Annotated in this window: 17 protein-coding genes; 9 read left to right on the top strand and 8 right to left on the bottom strand. The window is 64.1% G+C overall.

Annotated elements, in window-relative coordinates:
* Positions 1-36: 36 nt before the first annotated feature.
* From scpB to ACODS1_RS13555, 5 genes are read right to left on the bottom strand one after another with little or no spacing between them, the layout of a single operon-like run.
* Positions 37-828 carry an SMC-Scp complex subunit ScpB gene (gene scpB, locus ACODS1_RS13575; RefSeq protein WP_489086065.1) on the bottom strand — a complete coding sequence of 264 codons (792 nt, stop codon included), beginning with the start codon at positions 826-828 and terminating at the stop codon, positions 37-39.
* A complete protein-coding gene (locus tag ACODS1_RS13570) occupies positions 825-1,643 on the bottom strand; it encodes a segregation and condensation protein A (protein ID WP_489086064.1) in 819 nt (272 codons plus the stop codon). The genes scpB and ACODS1_RS13570 overlap by 4 nt, the downstream gene beginning before the upstream one ends.
* A 13-nt stretch (positions 1,644-1,656) precedes the next feature.
* A complete protein-coding gene (locus ACODS1_RS13565) occupies positions 1,657-2,871 on the bottom strand; it encodes a tryptophan--tRNA ligase (RefSeq protein WP_489086063.1) in 1,215 nt (404 codons plus the stop codon).
* A gap of 44 nt (positions 2,872-2,915) precedes the next feature.
* Complete coding sequence (locus ACODS1_RS13560) at positions 2,916-3,545, bottom strand: L-threonylcarbamoyladenylate synthase (protein WP_322981984.1); 630 nt, start codon at positions 3,543-3,545, stop codon at positions 2,916-2,918.
* 13 nt (positions 3,546-3,558) lie between these two features.
* Complete coding sequence (locus ACODS1_RS13555) at positions 3,559-4,425, bottom strand: PHP domain-containing protein (protein WP_489086062.1); 867 nt, start codon at positions 4,423-4,425, stop codon at positions 3,559-3,561.
* A 119-nt stretch (positions 4,426-4,544) separates the two neighbouring features.
* On the opposite strand from ACODS1_RS13555, the gene ACODS1_RS13550 reads away from it, so the two are divergent.
* From ACODS1_RS13550 to ACODS1_RS13530, 5 genes are all read left to right on the top strand, one after another.
* Positions 4,545-4,844 (top strand): YciI family protein, encoded by a 300-nt coding sequence (locus ACODS1_RS13550; protein ID WP_489086061.1) that lies wholly within the window; start codon positions 4,545-4,547, stop codon positions 4,842-4,844.
* A 29-nt stretch (positions 4,845-4,873) separates the two neighbouring features.
* Complete coding sequence (locus tag ACODS1_RS13545; RefSeq protein WP_489086060.1) at positions 4,874-5,257, top strand: SH3 domain-containing protein; 384 nt, start codon at positions 4,874-4,876, stop codon at positions 5,255-5,257.
* Between the two features lie 5 nt (positions 5,258-5,262).
* Positions 5,263-5,940, top strand: coding sequence for a response regulator transcription factor (locus tag ACODS1_RS13540; protein ID WP_489086059.1), 678 nt, complete (start codon positions 5,263-5,265; stop codon positions 5,938-5,940).
* A 135-nt stretch (positions 5,941-6,075) separates the two neighbouring features.
* On the top strand, positions 6,076-6,483 hold the full coding sequence (locus ACODS1_RS13535) for a Spy/CpxP family protein refolding chaperone (RefSeq protein WP_322981989.1): 408 nt from the start codon (positions 6,076-6,078) through the stop codon (positions 6,481-6,483).
* Between the two features lie 72 nt (positions 6,484-6,555).
* Positions 6,556-7,884: a sensor histidine kinase gene (locus ACODS1_RS13530; RefSeq protein ID WP_489086058.1), complete on the top strand. Its 1,329-nt coding sequence runs from the start codon at positions 6,556-6,558 to the stop codon at positions 7,882-7,884.
* Between the two features lie 9 nt (positions 7,885-7,893).
* Here ACODS1_RS13530 and ACODS1_RS13525 read toward each other — a convergent pair whose 3' ends face one another.
* Complete coding sequence (locus ACODS1_RS13525) at positions 7,894-8,454, bottom strand: nitroreductase family protein (RefSeq protein ID WP_489086057.1); 561 nt, start codon at positions 8,452-8,454, stop codon at positions 7,894-7,896.
* A gap of 107 nt (positions 8,455-8,561) precedes the next feature.
* Positions 8,562-8,933 (bottom strand): YkgJ family cysteine cluster protein, encoded by a 372-nt coding sequence (locus tag ACODS1_RS13520; protein WP_489086056.1) that lies wholly within the window; start codon positions 8,931-8,933, stop codon positions 8,562-8,564.
* Between the two features lie 188 nt (positions 8,934-9,121).
* On the opposite strand from ACODS1_RS13520, the gene ACODS1_RS13515 reads away from it, so the two are divergent.
* Together ACODS1_RS13515 and ACODS1_RS13510 are read left to right on the top strand one after the other, a co-directional pair.
* The gene (locus tag ACODS1_RS13515; protein ID WP_322981993.1) at positions 9,122-10,576 is read left to right on the top strand and encodes a TrkH family potassium uptake protein; all 1,455 of its coding nucleotides are present in this window, start codon (positions 9,122-9,124) and stop codon (positions 10,574-10,576) included.
* Positions 10,577-10,579: 3 nt separating this feature from the next.
* Positions 10,580-12,034 carry a TrkH family potassium uptake protein gene (locus ACODS1_RS13510; RefSeq protein ID WP_489086055.1) on the top strand — a complete coding sequence of 485 codons (1,455 nt, stop codon included), beginning with the start codon at positions 10,580-10,582 and terminating at the stop codon, positions 12,032-12,034.
* On the opposite strand, the gene ACODS1_RS13505 is transcribed toward ACODS1_RS13510, so the two are convergent.
* On the bottom strand, positions 11,991-13,046 hold the full coding sequence (locus ACODS1_RS13505; RefSeq protein WP_489086054.1) for an AraC family transcriptional regulator: 1,056 nt from the start codon (positions 13,044-13,046) through the stop codon (positions 11,991-11,993). The two genes, ACODS1_RS13510 and ACODS1_RS13505, sit on opposite strands and share 44 nt — an antisense overlap.
* A gap of 121 nt (positions 13,047-13,167) precedes the next feature.
* On the opposite strand from ACODS1_RS13505, the gene ACODS1_RS13500 reads away from it, so the two are divergent.
* Positions 13,168-13,485 (top strand): Mpo1-like protein, encoded by a 318-nt coding sequence (locus ACODS1_RS13500; RefSeq protein ID WP_489086053.1) that lies wholly within the window; start codon positions 13,168-13,170, stop codon positions 13,483-13,485.
* Positions 13,486-13,682: 197 nt separating this feature from the next.
* Positions 13,683-15,071 (top strand): adenylate/guanylate cyclase domain-containing protein, encoded by a 1,389-nt coding sequence (locus ACODS1_RS13495; protein WP_322981997.1) that lies wholly within the window; start codon positions 13,683-13,685, stop codon positions 15,069-15,071.
* The last annotated feature ends 43 nt before the right edge of the window (positions 15,072-15,114 follow it).

The raw sequence follows: 15,114 nt of genomic DNA, 5'->3' as shown, positions 1-15,114 counted from the left end.
CGGGATTGATCCTGTGCATACGGCCGGTAAAGCGAATCAATGCAAGGTCGGATCGTCTTCGAGGTCGGCCAGGGGCGCATCGACAGTCGACTCTTCTTCTGCCTGGCGCAGGTCGTCGAAATCGGTCTTGAGGCCCTCCTCCATGGAATCCAGCTCGGCCAACAGGCTGCGAAAGCTGGTTTCTTCACGCGGCTCGGCCGGCTCGCCTTCTTCCTGCAAGGCCAGATCGGCACGCGCCTGCAGGCCTGCCGGCACCTCAGCCTCGTCGTCCAGCGCCAGCTGCGGCTCGGGCTCCAGCTCGCGCAGCGCGGCCAGCGGCGGCAGCTCATCGAGGCTCTTGAGGTTGAAGTGGTCGAGAAAACCCTTGGTGGTGGCGAACATGGCAGGCCGGCCCGGCACGTCGCGGTAACCCACCACACGAATCCACTCGCGTTCGAGCAGAGTCTTGGTGATGTTGCTGTTGACCGCCACGCCGCGCACTTCCTCGATCTCGCCACGGGTGATGGGTTGGCGGTAGGCGATCAACGCCAGAGTCTCCAACAATGCACGCGAGTAGCGCTGCGGGCGCTCCTCCCACAGGCGGCCAACCCAGGGAGCGAAGCGCTCACGCACCTGCAAGCGATAGCCGGAGGCCACTTCCTTGAGTTCGAATGCCCGCCCCGAGCAGGATTTGCGCAACACCTCGAGCGCGGCCTTGAACTGCGCCGGCTCCGGCCGTTCGGCTTCCTCGAACAGCTCGTACAACCGCTCCAGCGACTGCGGCTTGCCGGATGCCAGGAGGAAGGCTTCGAGCAACTGGGCCAGGTCTTTCGGATCGCTCAGGTTCATTCGGCACGGGCTCTGACGTGGATGGCGGCAAAGGGCTCATTCTGCACCAGCTCAACCAGGGATTCCTTGATCAATTCGAGCACGGCCATGAAGGTCACCACGACGCCGAGGCGCCCTTCCTCGATGGCGAACAGTTCGACGAAGGGCACGAAGCCACCGCCCTTGAGGCGTTCGAGCACTTCGCTCATGCGCTCGCGGGTCGACAACGCCTCACGGGTGACCTGGTGGCTCTCGAACATATCGGCGCGGCGCAGCACCTCGGCCATCGACACCAGCAGTTCCTCCAGGCTGACATCCGGCAGCAGCTTGCGCGCTCGCGCCTCAGGCGCATCGAGGCGTGGCACATGCACGTCACGCCCGACCCGCGGCAACTCGTCGAGGTCTTCGGCAGCCGCTTTGAAGCGCTCGTACTCCTGCAGACGACGAATCAGTTCGGCGCGCGGATCGTCCTCTTCTTCCTCGGCCTCACTGGAACGCGGCAGGAGCATGCGTGACTTGATCTCGGCCAACATGGCGGCCATCACCAGATACTCGGCGGCCAACTCCAGGCGCACCGAATGCATGAGCTCAACGTAGCCCATGTACTGCTTGGTGATCTCAGCCACGGGGATGTCGAGGATGTCGATGTTCTGCTTGCGGATCAGGTAAAGCAGCAGGTCGAGCGGCCCCTCGAAGGCTTCGAGAAACACCTCCAGGGCATCCGGCGGGATATACAGATCCAGCGGCAGCTCGGTGACCGCCTCACCGTATACGAGAGCAAACGGCAGTTCCTGCTGGGCGCCGGCCTGCTCGTCGGGGGTCGTGGTATCGCTCATCGCACGGGCTCCATCAGTGGCGGTTGAGGCCCATGGCCAGGCGCACTTCGCTCAGGGTATCGCGCGCTTCGTCGCGGGCCCGCTCGGCGCCTTCGGCGAGGATGCTGCGTACCAGCTCGGGGCTGCCTTCGTAGTCGATGGCGCGCTGCTGCAACGGCGCCAACTCGCCCTGGATCGAGCTACACAGTGCGCTCTTGCAGTCCAGGCAACCGATCGAGGCACTGCGGCAGCCTTCCAGCGCCCAATGCATGCGCTCGTCACTGGAGTACAGGCGATGTAGAGACCACACTGGGCAGCGCTGTGGTTCGCCCGGATCGTCACGATGCACGCGCGCCGGATCGGTGGGCATGCGCCGCAGTTTTTCCTCGATCACCTCGTCACTGTCACGCAGGTAGATGGCGTTACCCCTCGACTTCGCCATCTTCTGGCCGTCCAGCCCAGGCACCCGGTCGGCATCGGCCAGCAAGGCATGGGGTTCGCTCAGGATCAGCTTGCCGGCGCCCTGCAGGTAGCCGAACAGCCGTTCCTGATCGCCCAGGGTCAGCGTGTTCTGCTCCTTGAGCAAGGCCCGCGCGGTTTCCAGCGCCTCACCGTCGCCCTGCTCCTGAAACGCCTGACGCAAATTACTATAGAGCTTGCCGACCTTCTTGCCCAGTTTGCCGACAGCGGCCTGGGCCTTGATTTCGAAATCCGCCTCACGGCCGTAGAGGTGATTGAAACGACGCGCCACCTCGCGGGCGAACTCGACGTGCGGCAACTGATCCGCGCCCACGGGCACCACACCGGCGCGATAGAGCAGGATGTCCGCCGCCTGCAACAACGGATAACCGAGAAAGCCGTAGGTGGAGAGATCCTTGCCGGCCTGCTGGGCGAGCTGTTCCTTGTAGGACGGCACGCGTTCGAGCCAGGCGAGCGGGCAGATCATCGACAGCAGCAGGTGCAGCTCGGCGTGCTCGGGCACGTGCGACTGCACGAACAGCGTCGCCGAACTAGGGCTGATGCCAGCGGCCAGCCAGTCGATGGCCATGTCCATGACATGCTGCTGGAGGTCGCCGCTCTCGGCGTATTCGGTGGTCAGGGCATGCCAGTCGACGATGCAGAAGAAACAGTCGTATTCGTGTTGCAGCCTGACCCAGTTCTTCAGCACACCGTGATGATGGCCGAGGTGAAGGCGGCCGCTCGGGCGCATGCCGGACATGACACGGCGCGCGGAGTCGATGGCACTCAAGAGGTTCTACCCTGAACGAGAAAAGTCCCGATTATAGCCAGCACTCAGTCGTCTTCGGCAAAAGGTGACGGATCGCCGCAGCCCACGCGAATGATCTCCGGCGTCTCACCGGACAGGTTGATCACCGTCGAGGCCTCCAGACCGCCAAAGCCACCGTCGATGATCAGATCCACGTGATGCTCCAGAGACTGGCGCATTTCGTACGGGTCGGACAACGGCAGATCGTCCCCCGGCAGGATCAGGCTGACACTCATCAACGGCTCGCCCAGCTGTTCGAGCAGTGCCAGGGCGATGGGATGACTCGGCACACGCAGGCCGATGGTGCGGCGCTTAGGATGCAGGAGCATGCGCGGCACTTCGCGGGTGGCGTTGAGGATGAAGGTGTACGGGCCGGGCGTATGGATCTTCAACAGACGAAAAGCGGCGGTATCGACCTTGGCGAACAGGCCGAGCTGCGACAGATCACGGCAAACCAGGGTGAAGTTGTGCTTGTCGTCGAGCTGGCGCAGGCGACGAATGCGCTCGACCGCGTTCTTGTCACCGATGGCACAACCCAGCGCGTACGAGGAGTCGGTCGGATAGACCACCACCCCACCGCCACGGATGATCTCCACGGCCTGCTTGATCAGGCGTGCCTGGGGGTTCTCCGGATGTATCTGGAAGAATTGGCTCACACTCGTTCCCTGTTCATGGGGTGACAGCGATAGGCTGTGCATGTTCGAAGCGCTTCCAGAGCGCCGTCAGATCGTCCGGCAAGGGACGGTAGAGACCCAGCTCGGACCAATCGCCAGGTGCGTGAAAATCGCTGCCCGCGCTGGCCATCAGACCGAATTCGCGCGCCAGTATCGCCAGGCCGCCGACCTGCTCGGCCGGCTGCATGCCATTGACCACTTCCAGGGCATGCCCACCCGCCGCCGCGAAATGGGCAACCAGGCGTCGACGCTTACTACGAGTAAAGTCGTACTGCCAGGGATGCGCCAGGCTGATCCAGGCATCGGCGGCGCGCAGCGTGTCGACCACGGACTCCAGCTCCGGCCAGTGCTGCTTGACGTCGCCCAGCTTGCCCGCCCCCAGCCATTTGCGAAAGGCCTCGGCGCGGTCGCGCACATGCCCGGCACGCACCAGAAACTCGGCGAAATGTGGCCGCGCCGGAGCATTGCCGCTGTCGCCCAGCTCCTGCTGCACCGCCCGCGCACCGTCCAGCGCACCAGGCATGCCCTTGGCCGCCAGGCGCCGGTCGATCTCCTCGGCACGCTGCCAGCGCCCGTGATGCAGCGCCTCGATGGCCTGGCGAAGTGCCGGCGCATCGCGCTCGAAGGCGTAGCCCAGAACGTGGATGGTCGCGCCACCCCAGGTACAGGACAGCTCGATACCGTTGACCAACTGCATGTCCAGCTCGGCCGCCGTGCGATGCGCCTCGTCGAGGCCTTCGAGGGTGTCATGGTCGGTCAGCGCCAGCAGACGAATGCCGCGCTGGTGCGCCCGGGCCACCAGCACGGCTGGGGCCAGGACACCATCGGAGGCGGTGCTGTGACAATGCAGATCGACGTTCATGGCGGCGCTTTCGTTGAGATTGATGTTTGTTATTATGCCGCCACATGCGCTCGCTGGCTCCCGCCATCGGGCAAAAAAGCACCCGCCAGGGTGCCAACGCCCCCGCCCTAAGGATCGAGATGCTCTACGCCATCATCGCTACCGACGTTGCAAACTCCCTGGACAACCGCCTGGCCGCGCGACCTGCGCACCTGGCACGGCTGGAGCAACTCAAGCAGGAAGGCCGCCTGGTGCTGGCCGGCCCGCACCCGGCCATTGACAGCAACGATCCCGGCCCGGCGGGCTTCAGCGGCAGCCTGATCGTGGCCGAATTCGATTCGCTGGAAGCGGCGCAGAGCTGGGCCGAGGCCGATCCTTACCGCGCCGCCGGCGTCTACGCCAGTGTGGTGGTCAAGCCTTTCAAGAAAGTCTTCCCCTGAACCGCGCCTCACGCCGACAAGGAACCACAATGCGTTCGATCCCGTTGAGCCTGCTGGCCGCCCTTCTGCTGGCCTGCAGCGCGGCGCAGGCCGAAGAAACGCCGTCGGCGCCCGTGTCCAGCGACACGACGCACCTGCATGCGCAGATCAATGACCTGCAGCAGCGCCTGGCGCAAAGCGAGCAGATGCGCAGTGATCTGGAAAGCAACAGCAGTGCCTTGCAACAACGCCTGCGCCAGGAGAACCAACGCCTGCGCCTGCAGCTCAAGGAAAGCCAGGCACAGATGCAACCCGGCTTGCTCAGCGAGGAGCAGACCTGGTTCGCCATCGGCGGCGCCGTCAGCCTGATCTCGGTGCTGTTCGGTGCCCTCCTGCGTGGCCAGCGCAAGACGCGCCGTGAGTGGATCAACTGAACCTCATGAGCCGACTGCTGCTGATCGATGACGACCAGGAACTCTGCGAGCTGCTAAGCAGTTGGCTGACACAGGAAGGTTTCCAGATCACCGCGTGCCATGACACCGCCAGCGCCCGCCGTGCCCTGGCCGCACAAGCGCCAGACGCCGTGGTACTGGATGTCATGCTGCCCGACGGCAATGGCCTGGAGCTGCTCAAGCAGCTACGCAGCGAACATGCCGAGTTGCCGGTGCTGATGCTGTCTGCGCGCGGCGAGCCGCTGGATCGCATCCTCGGCCTGGAACTGGGCGCCGACGACTACCTGGCCAAACCCTGCGATCCGCGCGAGCTGACAGCCCGTCTGCGCGCCGTACTGCGCCGCACCACACCGGCGCCGACCAGCAGTCAGCTCGAGCTGGGCGATCTGAGCTTCAGCCCGAACCGCGGTATCGTCGCCCTTGACGGCCATGATATTCCTCTCACCCTTTCCGAGAGCCGCCTGCTCGAAGCCTTGCTGCGTCAACCGGGCGAGCCGCTGGACAAACAGGTGCTGGCGCAACTGGCGCTGGGGCGCAAGCTGACGCTCTACGACCGCAGCCTCGACATGCATGTCAGCAACCTGCGCAAGAAGCTCGGCCCACACCCGGACGGCCGTCCGCGCATCCTGGCGCTGCGCAGCCGCGGCTACTACTACGCGCCCTGACGCTCCGCACCGTCTGTAAAGACTGGGCTCTGCGGCCTTTACTCAGGCTTTACCCAGGCCTGACCGCCCTTGACCTTGACCGCCGCATACTGAGCCCATCCGGTAACGACCGGTTTCGAGACGAGGAGAATCACCATGCGCAAGACACTCACCGCCCTGCTGTTCGCCGCCACCCTGCCGACTCTGGCCATGGCCATGCCCGACGGCGGCCCGCGTCCGCATGAGCGCGGCCCGGAAATGTTCAAGGAGCTGAATCTGAGCAAGGAGCAGCGCCAGGAAGTTCGCAAGCTGATGGGCGACGAAATGAAGAGCCGCCATGACATCACCCGCCGTTATCTGGACAAGCTGCCGGAAGCGGAAAAACAGGCCATGAAGAAGGATCTCGACAAGGCCCGTGACGAGCATCACAAAGCCCTGCGCGCCCTGCTCAACCCCGAGCAGCAGAAAGCCTTCGACGAGCACCAGAAGAAGATGGAAGCCCGTCGCGCCGAGATGGAAGAATTCAAGGCCTGGAAAGCCGAGAAGGACAAGAAGGCCAGCTGATCACGCTGCAGCCAATCGAACTCACCGCCGCCGCGCTCCATAAGCCCGGCGGCTTCTGCATGAGGACACTCCGTGCGTTCACTGTTCTGGCGCATCCTCGCCACCTTCTGGCTGGCCATCGCTCTGGTTGCCGGGCTTTCCATGCTGCTGGGCCGCGCACTCAACCAGGACGCCTGGATTCTCAGCCAGCATCCGGGCCTGGATGGCCTCGATCAACAGTGGGCCGAGCTTTACGAACAACGCGGAGAGCGTGCCGCCCAACGTTTTCTCGAGGAACGCAAGCGCCAATACCGCATCGATACCCAGGTCATCGGCGAGAACGGCCTGCCTCTGGTCAAGGGCACCTTCCCGCCGCGCGCCGCCGCATTCGAACAGCGCAATCGCGATCGTCCGCTGCCCTGGCGCCAGTTGACCACCGAGTACAGCAGTGCGAACGGCGAAACCTATCTGTTCATCTACCGCATTCCCCACCCGGAACTGGCAGCCTGGCACCGCGACAGCCTGTTCTGGCCACTCAGCGCACTGATCATCGCCCTGGTGGTGCTGACCCTGTTCAGCCTGCTGCTGACCCTGTCGATCACCCGCCCGCTGGATCGCCTGCGCGGTGCCGTGCACGATCTGGGGCAGACCACCTACCAGCAGAACAGCCTGGCCCGCCTGGCTACGCGACGCGACGAACTGGGCCTACTGGCCAAGGACTTCAACCGTATGGGCGAACGGCTGCAAGGGCTGATCGGCAGCCAGCGCCAGTTGCTGCGCGATGTTTCCCATGAACTACGCTCGCCCCTGGCCCGTCTGCGCATCGCCCTGGCGCTGGCCGAACGCGCCGAGCCAGCAGAGCGCGAGAAGCTCTGGCCGCGCCTCAATCAGGAGTGCGACCGGCTGGAAGCGCTGATCAGCGAAATCCTCGAACTCGCGCGCCTGGATGCCGACCCTGGGGCAGCGCAACCCATCGAGATCACGACCATCCTCGCCAAGCTGCAGGACGACGCCCGCCTCAGTGCACCGCAGCAGCAGATGCTGATCGAGAGCGATGAAGCCTTGCCGCTACAGGGCTGGCCGGACATGTTAGAGCGCGCGCTTGACAACCTGCTGCGCAACGCATTGCGCTTCAACCCAGGCGATCAGCCGATCGAGATCAGCGCGCAGCGTGTCGGCGCACGCTTGCACCTCAGCGTGCGCGACCATGGCCCTGGCGCTGCCGAGGAATACCTGCAGGAACTGGGCAAGCCGTTTTTTCGTGCGCCCGGGCAGAGCAGCCCGGGGCATGGCCTGGGCCTGGCCATCGCCAGGCGTGCAGCGCAGCGCCACGGTGGTGAACTGCTGCTGAGCAATCATCCGGATGGCGGTTTCGTTGCCACGCTCGATCTACCCAGCGCAGCGCAGCCAAACCGCGCCTGAGCGTGCGGATCAGCCGTTCCAGGTGCTGACGAAGTCCTCGACGGCCAGCTCTGGGGGCTGGCGCAATTCACGTTCAGGGGTGCCGAGGTAAAGATAGGCGACGATGCGCTCGTCGGCGCTCAGCCCCAGCCCCTGCGCGACATGCGCGTCATAGGCCATGTCGCCAGTGCGCCAGACCGCGCCCAGGCCTTGCGCATGAGCGGCGAGCAACATGCCGTGAGCCGCACAACCTGCGGCGAGCAGTTGTTCCGACTCCGGCACCTTGGCATGGGCCTGCAGCCGCGCGATCACCACCACCAGCAAGGGCGCGCGCAACGGCATACCGCGCGCCTTGTTCAGCGCTTCCGCCGATGCCTCGGCATTGCCGACGCTCAGCGCCTCGGCGAACAACTCACCCATGCGTACCCGTGCTTCACCTTCAACGGTGAGAAAACGCCACGGGCGCAGTTGGCCGTGATCCGGAGCACGCAAAGCGGCGCGAAACAGTGCCTGGCGCTGCTCTGCCGTAGGAGCAGGCTCTACCAGACGAGGAACGGAAACACGGTTGAACAAGGCGTCGAGCGCGTCCATGGGCCACCTCCAGAATTCAGGAATGGCGCATTCTCAACGCTGCAAGCGAACGGCAGCAAGCCCTGCTTGTTACCACGAGGCCTATAGCCTGTTGCCTGCAGCCGCTTTCAGGCCACCCGATCCGGGGATATCACCGGCTGTACCGGCGGCGTCAGGGGCGGCAAGCCGTGCGCCCGACGCGCATCGTCGCAGCGCGGGTTGTGCACACCGTTCTCCCAGGACGCCTCGAATTCCCGGCAACTGCTGGAGCGCTGCTCGTACATGGTGCAGCGCACGCCACAGCCGACATCGCCCAGCAGTTGCGTGCAGCGCGCCGGCTTAACTTCGGTGCCCCGCATGGCGACGTAGTGAGGGCTGATCTGGATGACCTGCTCGTCCGGCACGCTACCGCCGGCCGATTGGCATTCGCCCCAGAAGAAGGACACACGAAAGAACGCGCAGCAGGCGCCGCACGTGAGACAGGGATTGCTTTCGGACATGACGAGAAGGCTCGGAAACCGGCGGACGCCGGTGGCTGGCGGCTATTCTATGCACGGCCATGACCTTGTAAAGCCCCCGCCTGCGCAGTCATCACCCGGTTTTTCCAGAGCGCCTTGATAGCGGTTTACAGGCAGCGGGCCACAGGTAGAATGGCGCCTTTTCCGTAACCCGCCAGAGCCCTTGCCCCATGGCCTTGCCGACGCTGCGTATCATCGGTTTCATCATCGGCATATTCCTGATCACTCTGGCACTTAGCATGGTCATCCCCATGCTGACTCTGCTGGTCTTCGAACACCCCGAAGACCTCAGCGCCTTCCTCTGGTCCAGCCTGATCACCCTGATCGTCGGTCTCGCCCTGGTCATCCCCGGGCGCCCGCAGAATGCGCAACTGCGCCCGCGCGACATGTACCTGCTGACCACCGCCAGTTGGAGCGTGGTGTGCTGCTTCGCCGCCCTGCCGATGACGCTGATCGCGCACATCAGCTACACCGACGCCTTCTTCGAGACCATGTCCGGCATCACAACCACCGGCTCGACCGTGCTGGTCGGCCTGGATCACATGTCCCCCGGTATCCTGATCTGGCGCTCGATGCTGCACTGGCTCGGCGGCATCGGCTTCATCGGCATGGCGGTGGCGATCCTGCCGCTGCTGCGCGTCGGTGGCATGCGCCTGTTCCAGACCGAGTCCTCGGACTGGGGCGAGAAGGTCATGCCGCGTTCGCACATGGCCGCCAAGTACCTGCTGCTGATCTATATCGCCTTGACCCTGCTCGGCTTCATCGCCTTCTGGATCGCCGGCATGACGCCCTTCGAGGCCATCAACCACTCGATGGCTGCGATTTCCACCGGCGGTTTCTCCACCTCCGACGCCTCGCTGGCGAACTGGCAACAACCGGCCGTGCATTGGGTCGCGGTGGTGCTGATGCTGCTCGGCGGCATGCCCTTCATGCTCTACGTCGCCTTCGTGCGCGGCAATCGCCATGCGCTGCTGCGCGATCATCAGGTACGGGGGTTTCTCGGTTTCCTGCTGCTGACCTGGCTGGTGTTCGGCACCTGGCTGTGGCTCAACTCCGATTACGCCTGGCTCGACGCCTTCCGCATCGTCGCGGTGAACGTCACCTCGGTGGTCACCACGACCGGCTTCGCCCTGGGCGACTACACCACCTGGGGCAGTTTCTCCGTGCTGCTGTTCTTCTACCTGACCTTCGTCGGCGGTTGCTCGGGCTCGACCTCCGGCGGTCTGAAGATCTTCCGTTTCCAGGTCGCCTACGTGCTACTCAAGGCCAACCTGATGCAGTTGGTGCACCCACGCGCGGTGATCAAGCAGCAGTACAACAACCACAATCTGGACGAGGAAATCGTCCGCTCGCTGATCACCTTCTCGTTCTTCTTTACCATCACCATCGGCGTGCTGGCCCTGGCTCTGACCCTTACCGGGCTGGACTGGATCACCGCACTCACGGGCGCAGCCACTGCCGTGTGCAACGTCGGCCCGGGCCTCGGCCCGATCATCGGCCCGGCCGGCAACTTCGCCAGCCTGCCGGATTCGGCCAAGTGGCTGCTGACCATCGGCATGCTGCTTGGACGTCTGGAAATCCTCACCGTGTTGGTGCTGATCACCCGCAGTTTCTGGAAACACTGACCCATGCCCCTTTCCAGCCTGCGCATTCTGGCGTTCATCAACGGCATCTTTCTCATCACCCTGGCCCTGAGCATGCTGGTGCCGGTTGTGACCTTGCTGGTCTTCGAGCGCCCGCAGGAAATCAACGCCTTCCTCTGGTCTAGCCTGATCACCGCCCTGACGGGGATGGCGATGGTCGCCCAGGGTCGCCCACAGCAGACCAACCTGCGCCCACGCGACATGTACATGCTGACCGTGTCGAGCTGGGTGATGGTGTCGATCTTCGCTGCGCTGCCGTTCCTCTTCGCCGAGCGGGCGAGCATCACCGATGCCTATTTCGAGAGCATGTCCGGCATCACCGCCACCGGCGCCACGGTGTTCAGCGGCCTCGACGAGATGTCGCCCGGCACCCTGATCTGGCGCTCACTGCTGCACTGGCTCGGCGGCATCGGCTTCATCGCCATGGCCGTGGCGATCCTGCCGATGCTGCGCATCGGTGGCATGCGCCTGTTCCAGACCGAATCCTCGGATCGCTCGAAAAAGGTCATGCCGCGCTCGCACATGGTCGCCAAGTACATGGTGCTGGCCTATGTCGGCCTCAGCGCCCTGGCCGTGACGGCCTTCTGGCTGGCCGGCATGGGCCTGTTCGACTCGATCAACCACGCCATGTCGGCCATCGCCACCGGCGGTTTCTCCACCTCCGATGCCTCGCTGGGCCACTGGCAGCAACCGGCCATCCACTGGGTGGCGGTGCTGGTCATGGTGCTTGGCAGCCTGCCCTTCGTGCTCTATGTCACGGCACTGCGTGGCAACTATCGGCCGCTGCTGCGCGATGCACAGGTACGCGGCTTCCTCCTGCTGCTGGTCGGCAGTTGGCTGGTTCTGGCGTCCTGGAAGTGGCTGACCACCGACCTGCACTGGTTCGATGCGCTGCGCCTGGTGGCGGTAAACATCACCTCGATCATGACCACCACCGGTTTCGCCGTGGGCGACTACCACCTGTGGGGTCCCTTCGCCAGCATGATGTTCTTCTACCTGGGCTTCGTCGGCGGCTGCTCCGGCTCCACAGCCGGCGGCCTGAAGATCTTCCGATTCCAGGTCGCCTATATCCTGCTCAAGGCCAACCTGCGCCTGCTGATCCATCCGCGCGCAGTACTCAAGCAGCAGTACAACGGCCACCGTCTCGACGAGGACATCGTCCGCTCGATTCTTGCCTTCGCCTTCTTCTACACCATCACCATCGCCGTTCTGGCGCTGGCCGTGGCCATGTGCGGCGTGGACTGGATCACCTCGCTGACCGGCGCCGCCGCAATGGTCTCCGGCGTCGGCCCTGGCATGGGCGAGATGGTCGGCCCGGCTGGCAACTACGCCAACATTCCGGATCTGGCCAAGTGGGTACTGACGCTGGGCATGCTGCTCGGCCGCCTGGAGATTCTTACCGTGCTGGTGCTGGTGTTCCCGGCGTTCTGGCGTCACTGAGCCCCTCGCCCAGCATAGCTGCACGGTACTCACCGGGCGTTTGCCCGAACCAGCGACGAAACGCCCGGAAGAAATTGCTCGAATCGGCAAAGCCCAGCAGATAAGCGATTTCCAGCAAGGTCAGATTGACCTGCTGCAGATACTGCTCGGCCAGTTCGCGGCGCGTCTCGTCGAGCAGTTGCTGGAAGCTGGTGCCCTCCTCCTGCAGGCGCCGCTGCAAGGTGCGCTGCGACAGGTGCAGTTGTTGCGCCACCACTTCCCGCCGTGGCTCGCCCTGCGGCAACAATCGGCACAGCACCTGGCGCGCCTGATGAGTCACGCGGCTGCCGGAAAAACGCGCCAGATACTCCCCGGCGAAACGATCATGCAATTGCGCCAGCGCTTCGTTGGCGCTCGGCAATGGCGCCTCCAGGTCGGCGCGCGCGAAGATCAGCGCATCCTGCTCGGCATTGAAACGCAGCGGAGCCTGAAATACCGCCTGGTAACGCGCCAGGTCTCGCGGCGTCGGGCTTTGCAGGCGCACCTCGCGCGGCTGCAGGGGCTTGCCGGTCAGCCAGCGGCAGAACGCCAGGCAATAGGCCAGCGAAGCCTCGGCGCTTTGCCGGGCGGCGGGCAGGCGGTCGCCGTGAATAGCCAATGTCAGCGCGTAACCGTCGGGCTGCGCCAGCAGATGAAGGTCGGCACCCTCGCCGATGATGCGCTGATAACGCACCAGGCGAGTGAAGCCATCACGCAGGTTGCGGCTGGACATCAAGGCGTAGCCGACCACATGGAAGGAGGCCGGACGCACCACCTGCGCCATGTTCAGGCCGATGGCCGAGTCGCCCGACAGCTCGACGGCGCGTTGCCACAGGCGGGTCATGCGATCCTGCGGGAAACGCGCGTCCGGGTCGCTCAACGCCGCGTAATCCAGCTCCAGCTCGGCGAACAGGCTGCGGCAATCGACGCCACCGAGTTCCAGCGCCTGGACGATGGCCATGGCCCAACTGGAGGATGTGGTTCTTTCGGTCATGGTGTTGTTCTTGTGGTTTTGCACGGGCTGGCGGCGCAAGGATACAAGACTGGCACCGTAAGTCAGTGGCCCATGGAGACAGCTCCTCTACACTAAGGCCGACAATAACAGGAGGTGCGCCATGACCGCTCAAACCACCGAACGCTTCCAGAGCTTCGCCGAGTTCTACCCCTACTACCTGCAGGAGCACAGCAACGCCACCTGCCGCCGCCTGCACTATGTCGGCAGCCTGCTGGTACTGGCGATCCTCGCCTACGCCCTGCTCACCCAGCACTGGCTGTGGTTGCTGGCCATGCCGCTGGCTGGCTACGGCTTCGCCTGGGTCGGCCACTTCGTCTTCGAGAAGAACCGCCCGGCCACCTTCGACTACCCGCTCTACAGCCTGATGGGCGACTGGGTGATGCTCAAGGATGCCTTCACTGGCCGTATTCGCTTCTAGGGCTCGCCACGAACAGGCAACAATCCCCTAGGCTCAGCACGACCGCCGAGATGCTGGCACTGTGCCGTTCGGCGGTGATGCTTGGCTGCTTCCTCCCCGCTTGGTTATGATCCTCGCCCCATCCGCGCTCTAGCGCGGGTGTTGCAGACCGTTCAGACGCCCGACAAGAGGCGCTCAATCAGGGATCCCTAGCGCGAATGAAGTCAGCCACATCCAGCCGATCCAGCAGTCTGCCGACGCCGCCATTGCGCGAATATTATTCCCGCGTTCTCGCCTACATCACCACGGCGGCCAGCATTGCTGCCGGCACTGCAGTGGGCCATTTCACCTACGACATCCTGTGGATGGTGCCTTACGCCCTGCTCTATCCACACCTGGCTCATCAGGTCAGTCGCCGCTTCAAGAACGATCATCCGCAGCAGACCGACCTGACCTTGCTGTTCATCGATGCCCTGCATGTCGGCGCCTCCGCTGCTCTGCTGGGCTTCTCCAGCGTGCCCAGTTCGATGCTCCTGCTGATTCTGAGTTTCAGCGCACTGCTCATCGGCGGGCTGCGTTACTTCGGCATCGCCGTGCTGGTGACCCTCAGTGCCAGCGTACTGTGCACCGCCGTGCTCCACCCACAGCCAAACTTCAGCACTCCACCTACGGTCAGTGTGGTGAGCATTTTCTTCACCACGCTGTACATCGGCATCACCGCCTACTTCATGCACCAGCAGGGGCTGCGTCTGGCTCAGGCGCGGGTCGAGATCAAGCGTGAGCAGGAAAAGGCCGCGCGCCTGGCGCGCAACCTGGCTAAATACCTGTCGCCGCAAGTGTGGGAGTCGATCTTCAGCGGCAAGAAGAGCGTGCGCCTGGAGACCCAGCGCAAGAAGCTCACCGTGTTCTTCTCCGATATCAAGGGTTTCACCGAACTGTCCGAGGAGCTGGAAGCCGAGCAACTGACCGACCTGCTCAACACCTACCTCAACGAGATGTCGAAGATTGCCCTGAAATATGGCGGCACCATCGACAAGTTCATCGGCGACAGCGTCATGGTGTTCTTCGGCGACCCCAGCAGCCAGGGGGCCAAGAAGGACGCCGTAGCCGCGGTGTCGATGGCCATCGCCATGCGCAAGCACATGAAGGTGCTGCGCCAGCAATGGCGCGCCCAGGGCATCACCAAGCCGCTGGAAATTCGCATGGGTTTGAACACCGGTTACTGCACGGTGGGCAACTTCGGCGCCGATACGCGCATGGACTACACCATCGTCGGCCGCGAAGTGAACCTGGCCAGCCGCCTGGAAAGCGCCGCCGAAGCCGGCGAGATCCTCATCTCCCACGAGGCCTACTCGCTGATCAAGGACGTGATCATGTGCCGAGACAAGGGCCAGATCACGGTCAAGGGATTCACCCGCCCTGTGCAGATCTACCAGGTGGTGGACTTCCGCCGCGACCTCGGCGCTACCTCCAGCTACGTCGAGCACGAGCTGCCAGGCTTCTCCATGTACCTGGACACCAACGGCATCCAGAACTACGACAAGGAACGGGTCATCCAGGCGCTCAACCAGGCCGCCGAGAAACTGCGCGACAAGATCATTCTGTAGGGCGGATCGGGGCGCCAACCGCTCGGGCGGATCCAGGGGCGTA

This window comes from Pseudomonas sp. FG29, from assembly GCF_057809355.1.
The sequence above is the reverse complement of the archived record's forward strand: the minus strand, read 5'-3'. Positions and strand labels throughout refer to the sequence as shown.